Below are 17,509 nucleotides of genomic sequence, written 5' to 3'. Positions count from 1 at the left end.
CATTTTTAGTATGACCTTTTTTTAGTAATGGATTTCCAACGTGAATAAGAAAAAACCCATATTGAAGTTCTAACACGGGTTTTTAACTTTTTTCAAATGAATCATGAATATCTTAAATACAATGACACTTTTTAAATCTAGATTCAAGATTGAAAAATAAAAACAGGATAAATCAACTTATAATAATGGAGAAAGCAGGCGAGAACCATGTTCAACAATGCGCTCGGTTAGGGATCGTTGCAATAAATCTTGAATTCTTAACGGTACAGAATCAGTAAGATCCCTCTCGAACTGCACTGTGAGTTCCCTTGCCACATCAGCACTGTACACGACTTGACATACCTCATAATTTAGGCGAAAACTTCTCATATCATAGTTTGCTGCACCTACTTCTGCAATTTCCTCATCAATGACTATCAGTTTCGCATGTAACATTCCTTTATCGTACTGGTAGATTTGGACCCCAGCTTCTAGAAGTTCCCCGTAATAGGTATGACTTGCAAAGCCCACGATTTTTTTATCAATATGGCGAGGAACAAGTAATCTTACGAGTACACCACGCGCCACAGCTGTCTTTAATGCCATAATAATATCTGTTTCTGGTATAAAGTAGGGCGTTGTAATATCAATGGTTTTTGTCGCTTGTGTAATAAAAATAAAGTAAGCTTGACGAATAACTGGTGTAGGAATCCCAGGGTTTCCTTCCAACGTATGGATGTAAGCTTTTTGCAATTCGCCTGTTATTTTGTGGGTATTGTCTGTTTTACCTTCTATTGGCCATAACTCAGATCCTATTTCGGCAGACCATCTTGAAAGATCTATCCTACCGGTTGGATTGGTTTCCTTTGATTTATATTTTGGGATATTAGTGACTTTTTTCGTACCACCAGATTTTGTTATAGACTTTATCCGTTCTGGTACAGCGATATTCCAATGAACGTCGAAGATAGTCTGCAAATCACTTGTTGTTTCCCCAATGATTTGCAAATGAGTGTCCCTCCAAAATCCTACGTCTGGCTTTAATCCTGTATATTCATACCCAACGTTCATACCGCCAGTAAAGGATTCTTTTCTGTCAATCGTGACAATCTTACAATGATCCCGATAATTCCAATTGGATAAAATCCAGGGAAAGCTTAAAGGAAATATTGTCCGACATTCTATCCCTGCTTCCACCATCTGAAGAATTTTTTGATGCGGAAATTTTTTACTCCCCCAACCATCTCTAATAAAACGAACCCGCACTCCATTTACTGCTTTTTCAATCAGCAATTCTGTGATGCGATTACCAATTTGGTCGTTCCGATAAATGAAATATTCCAGGTCAATGGTTTTTTGAGCTTTTTGTAGGGATTCGATAAGTTGTTCATATTTTGCTATTCCATTGTTTAGTACTCGCACTTTACCGACTCGAAGCCCATGCACAGTGAAAGGTCGTAAAGCATCGGCGATTATCGATGCTGTATCAGTATATGTATCAGGTAATTTATCAGACTCACTTTGAGTAGAGATTAATCTTTTACGATGAATAAGCTTGGGATTTGATGCGCCAAGGTATAATATGAAACCAATGACAGGCAAAACAAGGACGATTACTATCCAATTCAAAGCTTTAGCTGGCCGACGAACTTCCCAAATTGCTATGAATAAGATAAATAACGTATTTAAAAGGTATATAAAAAAAATCCACTCCAACTAAAATTCCTCCTTAGTTTTTCCCTTAACATGTGCAAACTATGTAGCAAGTATACGTTTAGATTACAAGGAATCATATACTAAAAAAATGCATAACAAATAACCTTCCGATTTATCTAATTAGAAGGTTTTACAATATTCAATTGGCTTTGCATGACAACATAAATACAAAAAGTTCTTATTAAAGAAGATTATTTCTCTACTTTTATTTGAGAGTGACGAACGGCTAGCTACAATTGGACGAAATCGTGCTTGGCTACACACTGAGTTGGAAAAATTAGGTGTTACAATTGAAAATGTATTTCTCGGACAGATTAATTCTTTTGGAGAATTAACAGTTGATCTTTTTGATGATAAGTTGCAAGTACCATCTCCTCAAGAAAGACCTTTAATTCTTTCAACTATGAAAAAATGTCAAGCTGATTTAGAACTATTTGCTCTTGGAACGGAATCAAAAGAGGCTAAACAAATGTATGCGTTAAATAACGAAAAGCTACAAAAAGCTATCGACAAAGTAACCCCTATTTTAAAAGGTTAATGTATGTATTATTCCCTAATTAGGTATTTCAAAAAGGGAAGACCATTTTTATACTCTATTAGTCGAATCTTGATATTTAAAATCCTTGGGAGAACATCTTTTTTTCGAATCTATCAAGGTTTTGTAAACAAAAATGAACAACATATATTGGTTAATTATCATTTTTAATTTTGTTGCATAATCGAAAAAATGTAAAAAGTTTAAAGCCTTAGTCAATTTTGGACTAAGGTTAATTTTCTTACAATTTAATCAGAAACTTCTTTGTTTAGCCAAGAACTGTATAATGATTCTTTGTCTATTTAAGTGCAAAAAGGTTTCTTTTTTAATTTGTTGATAAATAAGGTTTTGAATAAGAGGATAAATGAAACTAATCTATTAAAGAGAGAAATGGATGGTTTAATTGTTTATAAAGTGGATGGTGATACGGTGGAATTCTTGTTATACAATAATTTTATTTGGAAATACCTTTATTGAATGACTTTATATATTGCCATTTATGTTTTTTATATGTTTATTGTGAGGTGTGTTATGAAGATATTAATGTCTTTAGTAATAATCATAGGAATTATATCACTTATTGGAACGCTTTTAATTGCAGGAAAAGGTGATTCAAACTATAGTAGAGATACCAAAAAGAACACTACCAATTTAACTCTAATCTATGTTGTCATTATACCTCTAGCAGTTATTGCATTAGGGATTTATATAGTAAGGTTGTAGACGCAAATGCTATTTTTTATGGCAGCTATATATTATATTTGTAAATGAAGATATTATTCCTGTTAGGATATATATTAACTTTAGGGAATGTTTGATATGGACTGGAAACCTGATAGAAATGCAAGGAAGGCAATCTATAAACAACTTGCGGAATATATTGAAAATGGGATAGCAGATGGTACATTTTCACCGGATAAGCCATTGCCTTCGGAAAGATATTTAGCAAAGGAATTAAATGTAAACAGAAGTACGGTTGTTGCTGCTTATGATGAGCTAGAATCTAACGGACTAATCAAGAGAAAGCGTGGAAGTGGTACAACTATAAATAAAGATATATGGGGTATTTCTAAAAAGAGAATCCCCAGCTGGAATAGATACGTAGAAGCTGGATCCTTTTTACCAAATTTACCTGTTGCACAAAAAATACGGAAAAAAACCGAGGAATCTAATATGATTAATTTGGCTAGCGGGGAATTGTCAGAAGACCTTTTTCCGATTGAGGACTTACGAAGCATCACTTCCACACGATCCTATATTGGCAGTATTGGGTACGACCATCCCCAAGGGAACAAAATATTAAGGGAAACAATCTCAAAGCATGTTAAAGAATTTAGAAGAATAGAGACGAGTCCGGGGTCTATACTTATCACATCTGGTGCTCAGCAGGCTTTACATTTAGTTGTACAATGCCTCCTAAAGCCAGGGGATGCTGTTGCTATAGAAGAGCCATCTTATCATTATAGTCTTCCCATCTTTAGATCAGCAGGCATTCGAACATATTCGTTTCCTATAGATAATAATGGAATTAACCCAGATAATCTCATAACTCTATATAAAAAGCATCGGATAAGAATGATATTCCTTAATCCAATTTTTCAAAATCCTACTGGCACCTTATTAAATGAAAAGAGAAGAAAGAAAATCTTGGAGATTTCTTCTGAACACGGAATACCTGTTGTTGAAGATGATCCATATAGTTTAACTTCTTTCACAGGTGAACACGTCTCATCGTTAAAATCTATGGATGTTAATGGCAATGTCTTATACATTAGTTCATTGTCAAAAATTGTTGCCTCTGGTTTACGGATTGGGTGGATAATTGGTCCTAAATCCGTTATTGAAAGATTATCAGATGCAAAACAACAGATTGATTTTGGCCACGCTAGTTTTACCCAATGGATTGCGAATGACTTTTTAGAATCGGACAAATTTGACTCACATATAAAAAACTTAGTTGTACATTTAAAAAGTAGAAGAGATCAAATTGTTTCAAGTCTATCAGAGTATTTAGGGGAACAAGTTGAATACTATATCCCTGAAGGCGGAATTCATATTTGGTGTAAAATTAATAAGTGTTTTAATGAAATGCAACTATTAGAAGAGTCAATAAAGAAGGGCGTTATTTATCTTCCTGGTTCCACGATGGGCTCAAATAAAAATTGTGTTCGATTTACATTTGCAAGGGAAAATGAAAAAAACATTGATGAAGGGATTCGAAGATTTGCAAGTGCACTAAAAGGTATTAATTAACATTTAAGCAAATTTTCGAAAAAAATGTATTTTGGGACAAGTGCTCAAACAGATTGGGAGGAAGTTATGAAAAGAAATCTTGATGTTATGTTCATTGTTATTTTGTAAACCTGCATCCAGACTATTACCAGATTTATATAGATCAACGTAAAAGTCTTACTTTTATAATGGGAATTCATTCCTGGGTTTCGACAAAAATCAACTGTGGTATTATAGCTATAGAGCAAAAATAGATTTAAATAGAGGTTCTAGCACCCCTCTTTAAAAAAACTAAGAAGAAGCAGTACTTCATCTTGGGTACTGTTTTTTCATTTGAAAGGAAGTCTTTTATGTTAAAGGATGAAAAAGCGATAGTAGTTTTTAGCGGTGGACAAGATAGTACAACATGTTTGTTTTGGGCATTAAAAACCTTTAAAGAAGTCGAAGTTGTGACTTTTAATCAAAGGCATAAAGCTGAAATTGAGTGTGCAAAAAAAATTGCGGAAGATTTTAATGTTAAACATCATGTACTAGATATGCAACTTCTAAATCAACTGGCTCCCAATGCATTAACAAGAGATGATATTGAAATATTTGAGGGAGAAGATGGAAAGTTACCATCTACTTTTGTTCCAGGACGTAATTTGATTTTCCTATCGTTTGCTGCTGTTTTAGCAAGTCAAGTGAAAGCAAAGCACATTATAACTGGTGTGTGTGAAACCGACTTTAGTGGATATCCGGACTGTAGAGATTCTTTCATTAAATCCCTTAATGTCACTATTAATTTATCAATGGATAAGCAGTTTGTAATCCATACCCCATTAATGTGGTTAAATAAGGCAGAAACATGGAAAATTGCTGATGAACTAAATGTATTGGATTATGTTCGCGAGAAAACCTTAACTTGTTACGAAGGAGTAATAGGTGATGAGTGTGGAGAGTGCCCTGCATGTAAATTGAGAAAGCGTGGGTTAGACAAGTATCTTAACACACAAGAAGGAGCGGAGATATAATGGGGAACGATTTCTTTGGTTTTAGAATAGTAGAAAACCTGCAAAAAATTAACCAAGATATTAAAAGAAGTGAACTAAAATACCATAGGAAACGCGTGCTTGTAAGCAAGGAATTTACATTTGATGCAGCACACCACCTTCACTGTTATGAAGGAAAATGTAAGAACCTTCATGGACATACATATAAAGTAGTTTTTGGCATTAGTGGTTTCGTAGATGAGATTGGCCTTGTAATTGATTTTGGGGACATCAAAGAAATCTGGAAACAGGAAATTGAAACTTACCTTGATCATCGATATCTTAATGAAACTTTACCAAAAATGAATACAACAGCAGAAAATATGGTTGTTTGGATTTATGAGAAAATGAAGGAATCTTTGAATAAAAGATCAGAAAAATATAATGATTTAAGAGTTGAATTTGTTCGTTTATATGAAACCCCTACTAGTTATGCGGAGGTAAGACGGGAGTGGATGGAAGTTGAGTAAAATTCCGGTAATCGAAATATTTGGTCCTACTATTCAAGGTGAAGGGATGGTTATCGGCCAAAAGACCATGTTTGTTAGAACAGCTGGATGTGATTATTCTTGTTCTTGGTGTGATTCTGCATTCACTTGGGACGGTTCGGGAAGAGATTTAATAAGACAAATGGATGCAGAAGAAATATGGCAAGAACTTAAATCAATAGGCGGTGAAGGTTTTTCATTTGTAACAATATCAGGTGGAAACCCTGCACTATTAAAAAACCTTGATTATTTAATTTGTTTATTAAAAGAAAACAACATAAGAGTTGCTTTGGAAACACAGGGAAGCAAGTGGCAGGAATGGTTTTTAAAAATTGATGAACTAACAATCTCTCCTAAACCACCGAGTTCTGAGATGGTAACAAACTTTGATGCTCTTGATATGATTATTCATAAACTAAATGAAATCCCCACAGGACAAAACACTAGTTTAAAAGTGGTTGTATTTGATGATCAAGATTACGACTATGCGAAGAAAGTGCATTATCGTTACCCCGACATTCCATTCTTCTTACAAGTAGGAAACGACAATAATCATACGACAGACAATCTAAAACTACTTTCCCAGTTATTACAGAAATATGAATGGTTAATTAATAAAACTATGTTAGATAAAGAGTTGAAAAATGTGAAAGTACTACCTCAACTTCATACTTATATTTGGGGAAATAAACGAGGTGTGTAGTTTAGAAGGAAAGTTAAACTCATAGACTTAAATATTTAGTTATACTACATGAGGAGGTAACCTATTGGCAAACATTAATTGTAGCAAAATTGAAGAAGCAGTTCGCTTAATCCTAGAGGCAATTGGAGAGGATGTAAACAGGGAGGGGCTTATTGAAACTCCTAAACGTGTAGCTAAAATGTATGAGGAAATGTTTTCAGGATTAACAATTGATCCTAAAGAATACTTTGAAACAATATTTAGCGAAGATCATGAAGAACTTGTATTAGTAAAGGACATTCCATTTTACTCTATGTGCGAGCATCATCTAGTACCTTTTTATGGGACTGCACATGTCGCTTATATTCCTAGAGACGGTCGAGTAGCAGGATTAAGTAAACTTGCCCGAGCAGTTGAAGCTGTTTCCCGTAGACCTCAACTTCAAGAAAGGATTACTTCTATTGTTGTAGATACTATTATGGAAACATTAGAGCCACATGGAGTTATGGTAGTGGTTGAAGCGGAACATATGTGTATGACAATGCGTGGAGTTAAAAAAAACGGAACAAAAACGATTACATCGGCGGTACGAGGGGTATTGGTAAAAGACAGTAATGCACGTTCGGAAATTTTAAGCTATATTAATAATTAATTAATAGTTACTACAAAAGATTTAAATGTTCTGTATAGACTCACCGTGTGTTTCCCCATTACTTTACGCAAAAGTAAAGGTTATATATGCTTTTTCAGTTAAAGATGCGATCCTTCCTTAGCGATGGATCGCTTTTTCCTTATTCAAGTACGATACAGATTAGTGTAGTAGGAATTTGGTAAAACCAATGTTATGGATCTTTGGCAATAAAAAAGCACTCGTAGAAAGAGTGCTTAATAGTTCTCAAATCAGACATTCTAATTGATGTTTATTCTAGAGGTGTTAGATCTGAAAGTTTAACTAACTTAATATGTTCATCGTTTTTAATTTCACAGTACCCACTATCATATACCCAATGAATAACATAAATTTTTGATTCGAATATAACTTTGCTTCCTTTTACCAACTAAAAATGCCCCCTAGTATCTGAATTTGAACCGTTATCCAACATATCAGAGAAAACGTTTTATAATCAATTGGTATTTTTTGAGAAATTAATACAATAGAAAATTGAGTTGAAGAATATGTAACAAACGTCTTCTTCGCTTGAAAAAAGAATAATGCATTTCTAAGGTGGATTTTCCTTTTTATTGTACTAAAGGGGTTGCTGAATTAAAATTGCCTGTTTCTAATAATAAATTCTTTTTGTAGTTTAGAAAAAACGAAGTGGTGATTAAAGATAAAGACTGTTTTCCAAAGCTTTGTGTTTTTTATATCGTAGACTTCCACTCCAGGTTGACGCTCTCTTCGGGCGTAGCTTAGTCTCACGCTATTCCCGCTGGAGTCACGCCAAAAAGAGAAAAAGACCCAGTGAATAATCAACACTTGGGTCGTGTTAAGTCGGTGTTAGTGCTTTTGTTCCTAAAAATATGTTAATCAATTGATCCAGTTCGCTTAATTTCCACCTTTATATTTGGTTTTATTTTTAGTGTAGAGTAATTTTGTCTTAAATCTCCTTCAGTTAAATGGGAATATTTTCTTACACTTCTTATTTTTCTTCCGATGCCAATGGGATCAGTATTTAAATTTTTTAATTCCTCAAGTATATATCCAAATTCTTTGTTTAGGGCTTCAGCAATTAATTGCTCCGTCTTGTTTAGTGAATCTTTATTTTTCAAAGAAGTAGTGGGTTGAAATTCTAATATTGAAACGGATATCGTTGCATTTAAATGAACAAATTCTTCGTTCTTTATTTCAATGTTTCCTTTGTACTTTATTGGATGAAGTGTAATCTTATAAATATCACTTTTAGGAAGGTTGAGTTTTGCCATCCCCCTTTTTTCTAGTTCATCAGCAGGAATCTCTACAGTTATATCACCTAAAAATGCCTTATTATTTGTGAATAATTTTAGATAAAAGGTGTTTATCAACGAAATAGACCCCACAATTTTATCATCTTTGAATAATGCAACACCACTTATAGAAGGTGCTGCCCCATTTGCATTTTTAATCATGGGTAGTGTAGGATCGATTCCAATTTCATATAGTGTAGTTATAAAATCATGTAAGTTGGAGTTGACTAACATTTCTTTCTTTTCGTGTTTATCCAATAGTTGATAGATATAGGATCCCATTTCGGGATATTCTTCATAGTTTGTATTGTTAATCGTCTCCTCAGCATTATCAGTAATGGCCAAAAAAATTAAAGAACCAATACTACTATCTCGTTGCATTGTATCCAGAAAAGAAGTAATTCCTACTGTTTCTGCCATATTTTTATTAAACAGTATGGTCCTTAATTGACCAGACGTAATGTCATGGCTAGTTCGTTCCTCTAGTTTTTGTCTGATTTGTTTACTAGTCGTTCCTTCAGCTGAAAGGGTTACACTGGTCTTTTCTTCTTTTCGGTCAAATTGTAACAAACTGATAGTGCCTTTGTATGTATTGTCATCAAGCAAGTCATATCCAATAATCGTTGAAATCCCTTGCATTTCTATTATTTTTTCAGGGGCCATGCATGCAGTACAAAAAAGAAAACACAGCAGAATAACAATTTTTTTCATTCTTTCAACTCCGTCTGGAACGAGTAATGATTTTTGATCTTATAAGGGTGACTCCGTACAATAAAATCGGATAGATAAACCAAAGAAAAAATCCAGTTTTGCCAATTTGATCAAAAAAATAATTATTATCTACTCTTTTAGTAATTATAAAACTGCAGATAAAAAGGATAATGGAGATAAGCCATATTCCATATTTTTGTTTTATATTAAAAATCTGCTTAATACCCCTGGTAGAAATATATAAAGTGATACATAGGTTTGGAAAAATAACTAAAATCCATAATGGAACCGCAACAAATTCAAAACGTTCAATAAATGGAAAATGGACCGTGCTAATCATGCTGACAACTGGCCATACATTCTTCTCTAATTCTTTAGCACTAAAAAATAATATAGAAACTACAGTTGTTATTAAAACAAGAAGGGTCGTAAACCAGACTGCTATTTGACTAAAAAGTTGAAGTTTATTTTTCTCCTTAATAAATGGAAAAATAAAAAGCAACGTTTCGAACCCTAACATTGTATAACTGCTCTTGAAAACTCCTTTCATAATTTCTGAAGGAGTTGCCGTCATTATAGGTAAAATTCTAGTTAAGTTTATGGTTTGAAGTGGCTGGTAAACAACAAATAGCAACCATATAGTCAATAAAAAGGATAAGAAGCAAACACCGGTCACTACTCTGAAACCGCCTGATACAGCATAAATGGTTATCATTAACAAAGCCAATACCCCGACCCATTCATAGACTCCTTCATATCCCCATGTTAGTGACAACTCGACATAACTAATGATAATCGAATAATGGACAGCAATATAGTAAATGACAATAAAGAAGTTAAAAATACTACCAATCAATCGTCCAAACATATGTTCATGAATTTCAAATAGAGTACCACCTTCATTTTTATTTAGGATAGATATCATTAACCATGTAATTAAGCTAACAAATAAACCAGAAAGTAAAATGGAGATCCAAGCATCTTTTTTTGATTCTAGATATATAATTCTTGGAACTCCAAGAATCCCCATACCAATTTGCGATGTGTGTATGATAAAAAAAACCATAAAGGCGTTAACAAAACGTATATTTGATTTCATCTTGCACCTCAAAAATCATCTAAATCTGTTAAATTTTTAAATCGCTTCTTTAGGCGGATGGAGTCTTTTGGTCGATTTACTAACGGTCGTCTCATATAAAAATAGTGGGGGAGACGTATTAAAAAGTATTTCAAATCTTTCATTCTTAGCGGATATAGAGGGGCAAGATAAGGTTTATTTAAAGAAGTTAATTTTAACAAGTGAACCATTAGAATACACAGACCGACTATGATTCCGTTTAACCCCCAAACACCTGCTAAAATAATAATTGGAAATCTAGCAATTCTGACAGCAGTGCCCATTTCATAAATAGGAGCCGAAAATGCCCCTAATGCACTAAATGCAACAATAATAATTAAAATATTGCTAGTTAACCCTGCCTCAACCGTTGCTTGGCCAATAACAATTCCTCCTACAATTCCCATTGTTTGCCCTACTTTTGAAGGAAGACGAGCCCCGGCTTCTCTAAGTAACTCAATTAAGAACTCTAGTAAGAGTGCTTCTAATAAGGGTGGAAAAGGAACTTGTGAACGTGATTGTCCAATGATAATCAACAATTTAGATGGTATAAGTTCAAAATGATAAGTCATCGCAGCCACATATATGGCTGTTAAAAAAAGAGAACCTACCATAGCAAAAAATCGGATAAAACGGATAAATGTACTTAAAGACCATCTCAAATAGATATCTTCTGTTGATTCGAAAAATGAGAAAAAATTAGCTGGCCCAATAATGGCTACTGGGCTACCATCTATAAAAACCCCAATTCTGCCGTTTAAAATCGAATAGATGAACCGATCGGGAAGCTCGGTTAAAATAAATTGTGGAAGTAATGAGTAATGATTATCTTCTAGGCATTGAGCCAAAACGGAACTGTCAATTATATTTTCTGTTTTTAATTGATTAATCCTGTCCTTAAGTATCTGAAGAGTGTCATCGTTCGCGATATCTTTGATATACACAATTCTTACTTGCTTTTGAACGCGTTCCCCAATTTTTATTTCATCCGTGCACAAATTCTTATCTTTTAGATTTTGTCTTATTATCTTAACGTTAGAAGTTATTGATTCAGTAAACGAAATTTTAGGTCCATATACTAATGATTCGGTTTCTGCTTTCTCGATGGAGCGTTCAATCGGATTTGCGCAGTTCACCAAAAATCCCTTTTTCGCTTCTAAGAAATAAATATAAGCAAATCCATTTAATAGGGAAGAGATTACCTCTTGTTCCTCTATATTTACCTTTATTTCTTCTATAGGTATGTTTTTCATTAAATAGGTGTAATGTAAGAATTCTACAGAAAGTTCTTCAATGTATTTAATGACATATTCATTAAGAATCTCTGGCTTAATTAAATTCTTCATGAAAATAATATGAATCCCCGCTTGTCCTGCTTCAATCTTTCGACAATTCAAGTCGGGCGATTCATTAAGAATCGATTTAATTTTTTCATAACCTGGGAAGTTCTCATTATTATGACGCTCTGTCATTCTTAACATTTCCTTCAACGTTTTTTATAGTGTCTGTAAAAAAGATCAGTTTATACAGAATATGGATGGGAAGGGTTGTAAAACCAATACATCATCATGGACTGCGTTAAACCATTATTGTGTCTTGTTTAAAATCCTGAGAATACAGGAGAAAATGTGAGTTTTCACTTTAGTTTATTGAGGGAGTTTAGTTGAACAAGCATTTGGTTATTTTGTAATTGAGAATAGTAGAAAATGCATAGAGTCGTTTGTATATAAAGAAGGACACTTATGAGTTAAAGTGTTCTCTTTTGAGGTACCCACAGATATAAAAAAGTATAAAAGCAGTGGATTTCACAGATGAAATCACACTGTTTTTTAATGCCAATTTAGGAAATATGTGTTAAATTTACTTGTGTATTCCTATTCAATTAACATTTGCAGATTAAGACTGATTAACGCTATGCTTATTGAATTGATTGTACAAAAGGTGAAGGTTTTATTGAAGAAAAGAAATTGGCATTATGAAGCTGTTATCCCTGTGCAGATATTTTTCTGTTGAACAAACGGGCAGGTTTGCGCATTAAACTTGGAGATTATTCATAAATATATGAATTAGATTTGAGGTGATTTAATAATGAATGGATCGAAGAGGACGAGAGTTTTTGATTATAAATCCATAATGCTAATTCAGATACACACTGTAATGATTGCTCTATTTTTATTTATTTACCTCGCGATTTCGGACAATATGGTTGTTTTACCATTCTTTTTTATGTCACTTAGCCTATGTTTTTTTATAAGTGGTTTTCGGTTGTATAAGAAAAATAGAATCGTTGCTCAAAAAGTTATTTTCTATATTGGTGGAATTGTTTTATTTATCATTGCTCTTCAAGATTTATTGCAATACTGGTTCTATTGAATAACACATGATTTGTATGCCAATTGAGAACCTGAACTCATTAAGTAATGATATGGTAAATAAATCAGCTATAGGGACAAATAATTATGTAGAAGCTAGACTTCATCAATTGTAAACAGTCAGCAAGAGTGGTTTCTTCTACTTCAGGGCAGCATAAAACTTTTTGGTATTTGCAGTTAAATAATGCTGACAAGGATCTTTATTCAACGACACAATGGAATTTAATTGCACAACATGAAATTGGTCATGTCTTTGGTCTACAGTTAGAAAACACTGGATCAAGAAAGAGAGGGATTGAATGGGGATGTTAAAAGCGGGATATGGTCTAGACCCTAATGGATTTATCGTAAGTGATGTTAGTAAAGATAAAATTGATCATGTCTTTGTGCCTTGTATTCAGCAATCTGTTGACAGCCTTAAGAAATTGTTTCCTAAACAATTGCACAGTGTTTATGTGTACGGAAGCGTAGCCAGAGGAGAGGCCTTAGCTTTAAAATCAGATCTAGACCTAATCGCGCTTTTTGATCGTAAACTGAGTACGTTTAAAATGGATGAATTAAAGGACCTGGCTAGAGAATTGTCACAAAAATATCGTTCTTTGGTTCGTGATGTTGGTATTGCAGTTGCATATTATGACTATACAGTTGATCCCTCGAATTACTATGAAAATGCATTTCTTAAAGAACTCTGTGTTTGTGTGTACGGGGAGGATCAAGGGGAACGGTTTGGTCCATACAAACTAACATCAGAAATAGCTATTCGCTTTAATGGAGATATTTGTGAAATTCTTACTCGGACATTAAATAAGTGTAAAACAGCTTCAAACGAGGAGATTAAAATAGTTTCCCAAAACTTTGCTCGTAAACTCATTCGAACATTCTACTCTATAGTGATGGTGCGCTCTCAAATTTGGTCGACCCGACTCCACGAGCAATCAGAAGTCTTTATCCACCACTTCCCAGATAAGAGATCTACAATTCACACCTTGCTAAAATGGATAGAGGAACCAACAGCGGACCGAGAAACTGTATGCAAGCTATTTAAGAGAGAGGGTGAATGGGCTTGTGCGAATTTTGAGCACGAAGTTAGTATTTCTAAATCAACAAATGGGGAAGTTTAATTAGATTTCAAATATTGGCGAAAGTTTTATAAAGTTGCTAATTATTCTTCGATAAGTCTTAAAGTTTAGCAGTTTAATTATCAAGAGTTCATTATCATTGTCATTTTTAGTAAAAGTAAAGCATTAAACTAATAGATACCTTCATCGCATTAATAGTTGTGAATGAGCTAAATATTACCTGACTAATAAGTGGGTTTTCGGAAAAAGATTCCTTTTGTCGAAAATTTTATGTAACACTTTATGCAAGTGTTTGATATAATACTAATAACAATTAACAAAATGTTAATTAATAAGAAGCTGAACGAGGTGTCTAAGAGATGAGTGAGGATTTGTTGGGTTACGATGTAAGTAAATATCGTACTCCTGATGGATATACAAGTGATATTGCTGTTTTTACGATTATTTCAACAGAAGTGGGTCCTTATAAGCCACCAGAAAAGATACTAAAGCTAATGTTAATTAAGCGGGCAGAGAAAACAAATGAAGATGAGCCTAATATTGAAAGAGGAAAATGGGCTTTGCCTGGTGGGTTTATTAAGCCTGAGGAAACGGCCTATGAAGCAGCTGTTCGAGAACTAAGAGAAGAGACCGGTATAGAAGGATTAAAGATCAAGCATTTTGGCGTATACGACAAATTTGGTCGTGACAAGCGGGGATGGATAATTTCGAATGCGCATTATGCGATAGTTCCAGAAAATGAGCTTGTGAAAAGGAGAGCAGCAGATGACGCAGCCGAGGTAGCATTATTTTCCATGGATGAAGTGTTTAAGCTGGACCTTGCTTTTGATCATAAGGAAATCATCGATGATGCGTTATGGTTCATTAGAAAGGATATGTCATTAACAACGCTCGCGAAAAATTTTTTACCAAAGGAATTTGTCTTATCTGAGCTACAAGGGGTATTGCTAACGGTCATGGATGAACCTTGGCTTAAACTAGATTCTCAATTTTTTAGAAAGGCTCCAACGCTTCCATTTATTGAAAAAGTCGTGAAGGATGGAGAACCACAAAAAACGAATCGTTGGTCGAAAAACAAAGCACAGCTCTATCGATTTAATGATTTCGATCCATATGTATCCATCTATAATGCTAAGTATTAATTTTTTTTCTTTATTATAATTAACAATTTGTTAATTAATAATCATTAAGGAGTGAGGCAAAATGAAGATTTTAAAAGATTGGACCTTATTTGAAAAGATATGGCTTGTGACGTTTACGCTCGTAAATGTGTATTTGTTTTTTGTCTGGGATGATACGCTTCTTGGATTTATTACCTCGATTTCAGGAATGCTGTGTGTTGTGTTGGTTGCAAAAGGGAAGATCAGTAATTACTATTTTGGAATTATCCAAACCGGTACCTATGCCTATATTGCTTACGGTTATGGCCTATATGGCGAAGTCATGTTAAATGCCTTGTTTTATTTTCCACTACAATTTGTAGGACTTTATTTATGGAATAAACATAAAGCAAAACAAACTGTACAAGGGGAAGAAATTCAAGTCAGTGTTTTAACGAAAAAAGGATGGACCCTCACCCTATCTTCATTCATCGTCATTTTTGTTCTGTATGCTTACCTTCTAGAAAAAATAGGTGGTAATGTCGTCTGGATCGATTCGGCAACGACGACATTATCTGTGATTGCTCAGATTTTAATGCTCAAACGATTTACTGAACAGTGGCTATTTTGGATCGCGGTAAATGTATTATCCATTGCACTTTGGCTGAAGGCTTTGATATTACAAGGAGGAAACGATGTATCCATGCTTGTCATGTGGTCGGCCTTTCTGATCAATAGCATTTATGGATATTACAACTGGTCGAAAGTATATACAAATCAAAAAGGGGAGGAAATGGTATGAAAAAGGTTGGGTTTTACGGTGGAAAGTTTTTACCGCTGCATCAGGGACATGTGTACGCCATTATTAAAGCTTCCACAATGGTTGATGAATTGTATGTAGTGTTGTCTCATAGCGAAAAGAGGGATCGGGAACTTTGTGAAGTGAGCAAGTTTCCTTATATACCAAGTCGGATCAGGCTCCGCTGGCTATCCCAACTTACGAAGGATATGAAAAACGTCAAGGTCATCGAAGTAGAGGATCATGATGGGGATGCGGATTACAATTGGGAGGAAGGATCCGTAAAAATAAAAGAGAAAATTGGCAGGAACATTGATGTGGTGTTCAGTTCTGAAAAAGGATATGATTCGATTTTTCAAGAATTATATCCCGAGGCAACTCACATATTGGTTGATGAAAAAAGAGAACACGTTCCAATATCGGCTACCGAAATTCGAGAAAAGGGTGTGTTTCAATACTGGGACTACATTCCAGAGGTAGCGAAGCCTTATTTTGTCAAAAAGGTGGTCATTTTGGGCACGGAAAGTTGTGGAAAATCAACGCTTACGAGAAATCTGGCACTTATGTATAACACAACGTATGTAAGCGAATATGGCAGGGATATCTGTGAGGAGTTGGGAGGTTGTGATGGAATTATGGTAGACGAGGATTATCCCCTTATTGCATACGGCCATAAATTAAAAGAGTATGAAGCTAGAAAAAAAGCGAATAAAATTTTCTTTATTGACACCGAGGCAGCTGTCACTCAATTCTATTCAGAACTGTATAATCGTAAAACGCAACGGGTACTAGCTGAAATCGCTAGGCTCCAACAATACGATTTATGCCTATTTTTAGAGCCAGATGTCGAATGGGTAGATGACGGATTAAGAGTGCACGGAGAACAACAGATTCGTGAAGAAAACAATCAGCGCTTGAAGGAATTATTGAATGAATATGGAATCCCGTTCGTAAGCATAAGCGGGAACTACCGTGAGCGGTTAGAAAAGGCAATTGAGTTGATAGGGGAAAGGGTAGGGGTTTAAGAACATATTTTAATTATTGAGAATCGAAGTGAATTCCAATAAGACATTGTAAGCAATTTATTGGACCTGAGTCTGTATTTTACTAGGCTCAGGTCTTCTTTATTATTCTTTTAGCCGTTAAACTTAATCCCCAATATTTATACCTATAAAAAAGAGTAGTAATACAATGAATAAAGCCAAAATAACCGTCCACCATTTAATTTCTACTCTTGTTAGTAAACGGTCAACAATATAAAAGGAGATGGCAGAAACAAGACTAAGAACCAGGAACACTAATCCAAAAAAACAATGGAATAGAAAAGAACAAATTTCACGTGAGTATGTAGATGTAAACATCTTTTTACTCATCCAATCACTAATTATGGATGTAATAACTCCATAGGTAATCACAATCATTAAATTTAAATAATATAAGCCAGCAAATCCATTCAGATTAAATCCACCTGGAACCATAAAAATGAGCGCAACTATCAAGCTACTAATAATGGCCGTTAAAATCTTTCTTTTTAATATTATTAACATGGGCATCTCCCTTATTAATACACGTCTGAACAAACTCCCGTATAAGGGATACTTGCACCGCATGGCATTCAAAGTGAAAGTCGTGTTAGTTTATCTTTTAAATTGTACAATAATTGAGATGCAGAATATATAAAATTGTTAAAACTTTTTAGCCTTAATTTAATAAACAATTTCTCT

At 34.2% G+C, this 17,509-nt stretch carries 16 protein-coding genes and 1 pseudogene; 12 read left to right on the top strand and 5 right to left on the bottom strand.

Features of this window, described 5'->3' with window-relative positions:
• Window positions 1–177: 177 nt before the first annotated feature.
• Window positions 178–1,695 carry a phospholipase D-like domain-containing protein gene (locus AC6CHV_RS03150; RefSeq protein ID WP_498078100.1) on the bottom strand — a complete coding sequence of 506 codons (1,518 nt, stop codon included), beginning with the start codon at window positions 1,693–1,695 and terminating at the stop codon, window positions 178–180.
• A 217-nt stretch (window positions 1,696–1,912) separates the two neighbouring features.
• Between AC6CHV_RS03150 and AC6CHV_RS03145 the strand changes: the two are divergent.
• The 7 genes and pseudogenes from AC6CHV_RS03145 to folE form a co-directional block, all read left to right on the top strand.
• Window positions 1,913–2,233 (top strand): annotated as a pseudogene (locus AC6CHV_RS03145) (DUF1657 domain-containing protein); the annotation flags it as partial.
• 540 nt (window positions 2,234–2,773) lie between these two features.
• Window positions 2,774–2,953: a hypothetical protein gene (locus AC6CHV_RS03140; protein ID WP_498078099.1), complete on the top strand. Its 180-nt coding sequence runs from the start codon at window positions 2,774–2,776 to the stop codon at window positions 2,951–2,953.
• Window positions 2,954–3,049: 96 nt separating this feature from the next.
• On the top strand, window positions 3,050–4,483 hold the full coding sequence (gene pdxR, locus AC6CHV_RS03135; protein ID WP_498078098.1) for a MocR-like pyridoxine biosynthesis transcription factor PdxR: 1,434 nt from the start codon (window positions 3,050–3,052) through the stop codon (window positions 4,481–4,483).
• A gap of 329 nt (window positions 4,484–4,812) precedes the next feature.
• On the top strand, window positions 4,813–5,475 hold the full coding sequence (gene queC, locus AC6CHV_RS03130) for a 7-cyano-7-deazaguanine synthase QueC (protein WP_498078097.1): 663 nt from the start codon (window positions 4,813–4,815) through the stop codon (window positions 5,473–5,475).
• Window positions 5,475–5,963 (top strand): 6-carboxytetrahydropterin synthase QueD, encoded by a 489-nt coding sequence (gene queD / locus AC6CHV_RS03125; protein ID WP_498078096.1) that lies wholly within the window; start codon window positions 5,475–5,477, stop codon window positions 5,961–5,963. The genes queC and queD overlap by 1 nt, the downstream gene beginning before the upstream one ends.
• Window positions 5,956–6,684, top strand: a complete 729-nt coding sequence (gene queE / locus AC6CHV_RS03120; protein WP_121449366.1) for a 7-carboxy-7-deazaguanine synthase QueE — start codon at window positions 5,956–5,958, stop codon at window positions 6,682–6,684. Before queD ends, queE begins: the two co-directional genes overlap by 8 nt.
• Before the next feature lie 64 nt (window positions 6,685–6,748).
• Window positions 6,749–7,315 carry a GTP cyclohydrolase I FolE gene (gene folE, locus AC6CHV_RS03115; RefSeq protein ID WP_498078095.1) on the top strand — a complete coding sequence of 189 codons (567 nt, stop codon included), beginning with the start codon at window positions 6,749–6,751 and terminating at the stop codon, window positions 7,313–7,315.
• 872 nt (window positions 7,316–8,187) lie between these two features.
• Here folE and AC6CHV_RS03110 read toward each other — a convergent pair.
• Genes AC6CHV_RS03110 through AC6CHV_RS03100 form a run of 3 tightly spaced genes read right to left on the bottom strand, consistent with a single transcriptional unit; the run spans window position 8,188 to window position 11,907 of the window.
• Entirely contained in the window at window positions 8,188–9,318 is a 1,131-nt protein-coding gene (locus AC6CHV_RS03110; protein WP_498078094.1) for a Ger(x)C family spore germination protein, read from the bottom strand.
• Window positions 9,319–9,322: 4 nt separating this feature from the next.
• Window positions 9,323–10,417, bottom strand: coding sequence for a GerAB/ArcD/ProY family transporter (locus AC6CHV_RS03105; protein WP_498078093.1), 1,095 nt, complete (start codon window positions 10,415–10,417; stop codon window positions 9,323–9,325).
• An 8-nt stretch (window positions 10,418–10,425) separates the two neighbouring features.
• Complete coding sequence (locus AC6CHV_RS03100) at window positions 10,426–11,907, bottom strand: spore germination protein (RefSeq protein ID WP_498078092.1); 1,482 nt, start codon at window positions 11,905–11,907, stop codon at window positions 10,426–10,428.
• Window positions 11,908–12,523: 616 nt separating this feature from the next.
• On the opposite strand from AC6CHV_RS03100, the gene AC6CHV_RS03095 reads away from it, so the two are divergent.
• The 5 genes from AC6CHV_RS03095 to nadR all read left to right on the top strand — a co-directional run bounded on the left by AC6CHV_RS03095 (window position 12,524) and on the right by nadR (window position 16,810).
• Window positions 12,524–12,808, top strand: coding sequence for a hypothetical protein (locus tag AC6CHV_RS03095; RefSeq protein ID WP_498078091.1), 285 nt, complete (start codon window positions 12,524–12,526; stop codon window positions 12,806–12,808).
• Between the two features lie 298 nt (window positions 12,809–13,106).
• Entirely contained in the window at window positions 13,107–13,928 is an 822-nt protein-coding gene (locus tag AC6CHV_RS03090; protein WP_498078090.1) for a nucleotidyltransferase domain-containing protein, read from the top strand.
• Between the two features lie 317 nt (window positions 13,929–14,245).
• On the top strand, window positions 14,246–15,028 hold the full coding sequence (locus tag AC6CHV_RS03085; protein ID WP_498078089.1) for an NUDIX domain-containing protein: 783 nt from the start codon (window positions 14,246–14,248) through the stop codon (window positions 15,026–15,028).
• A gap of 61 nt (window positions 15,029–15,089) precedes the next feature.
• The gene (gene pnuC / locus AC6CHV_RS03080; protein WP_498078088.1) at window positions 15,090–15,788 is read left to right on the top strand and encodes a nicotinamide riboside transporter PnuC; all 699 of its coding nucleotides are present in this window, start codon (window positions 15,090–15,092) and stop codon (window positions 15,786–15,788) included.
• Window positions 15,785–16,810, top strand: a complete 1,026-nt coding sequence (nadR, locus tag AC6CHV_RS03075) for a multifunctional transcriptional regulator/nicotinamide-nucleotide adenylyltransferase/ribosylnicotinamide kinase NadR (RefSeq protein WP_341331334.1) — start codon at window positions 15,785–15,787, stop codon at window positions 16,808–16,810. The genes pnuC and nadR overlap by 4 nt, the downstream gene beginning before the upstream one ends.
• A 123-nt stretch (window positions 16,811–16,933) precedes the next feature.
• Here nadR and AC6CHV_RS03070 read toward each other — a convergent pair whose 3' ends face one another.
• Complete coding sequence (locus AC6CHV_RS03070; RefSeq protein WP_341331335.1) at window positions 16,934–17,332, bottom strand: hypothetical protein; 399 nt, start codon at window positions 17,330–17,332, stop codon at window positions 16,934–16,936.
• Window positions 17,333–17,509 lie beyond the last annotated feature (177 nt).

Source organism: Ferdinandcohnia sp. GQ5 (assembly GCF_059759275.1).
Note: the sequence above shows the minus strand (reverse complement) of the source record. Positions and strands in the feature narration are given on the sequence as shown.

Bases quoted from the DNA above. Each gene is read 5' to 3' on its own strand.
- AC6CHV_RS03105 (WP_498078093.1), bottom strand. From the start codon at position 10,417: ATGAAATCAAATATACGTTTTGTTAACGCCTTTATGGTTTTTTTTATC.
- AC6CHV_RS03090 (WP_498078090.1), top strand. From the start codon at position 13,107: ATGGGGATGTTAAAAGCGGGATATGGTCTAGACCCTAATGGATTTATC.
- AC6CHV_RS03100 (WP_498078092.1), bottom strand. From the start codon at position 11,907: ATGACAGAGCGTCATAATAATGAGAACTTCCCAGGTTATGAAAAAATT.
- AC6CHV_RS03110 (WP_498078094.1), bottom strand. From the start codon at position 9,318: ATGAAAAAAATTGTTATTCTGCTGTGTTTTCTTTTTTGTACTGCATGC.
- nadR (WP_341331334.1), top strand. From the start codon at position 15,785: ATGAAAAAGGTTGGGTTTTACGGTGGAAAGTTTTTACCGCTGCATCAG.
- pdxR (WP_498078098.1), top strand. From the start codon at position 3,050: ATGGACTGGAAACCTGATAGAAATGCAAGGAAGGCAATCTATAAACAA.
- AC6CHV_RS03095 (WP_498078091.1), top strand. From the start codon at position 12,524: ATGAATGGATCGAAGAGGACGAGAGTTTTTGATTATAAATCCATAATG.
- AC6CHV_RS03070 (WP_341331335.1), bottom strand. From the start codon at position 17,332: ATGTTAATAATATTAAAAAGAAAGATTTTAACGGCCATTATTAGTAGC.
- pnuC (WP_498078088.1), top strand. From the start codon at position 15,090: ATGAAGATTTTAAAAGATTGGACCTTATTTGAAAAGATATGGCTTGTG.
- queC (WP_498078097.1), top strand. From the start codon at position 4,813: ATGTTAAAGGATGAAAAAGCGATAGTAGTTTTTAGCGGTGGACAAGAT.
- AC6CHV_RS03085 (WP_498078089.1), top strand. From the start codon at position 14,246: ATGAGTGAGGATTTGTTGGGTTACGATGTAAGTAAATATCGTACTCCT.
- queD (WP_498078096.1), top strand. From the start codon at position 5,475: ATGGGGAACGATTTCTTTGGTTTTAGAATAGTAGAAAACCTGCAAAAA.
- AC6CHV_RS03140 (WP_498078099.1), top strand. From the start codon at position 2,774: ATGTCTTTAGTAATAATCATAGGAATTATATCACTTATTGGAACGCTT.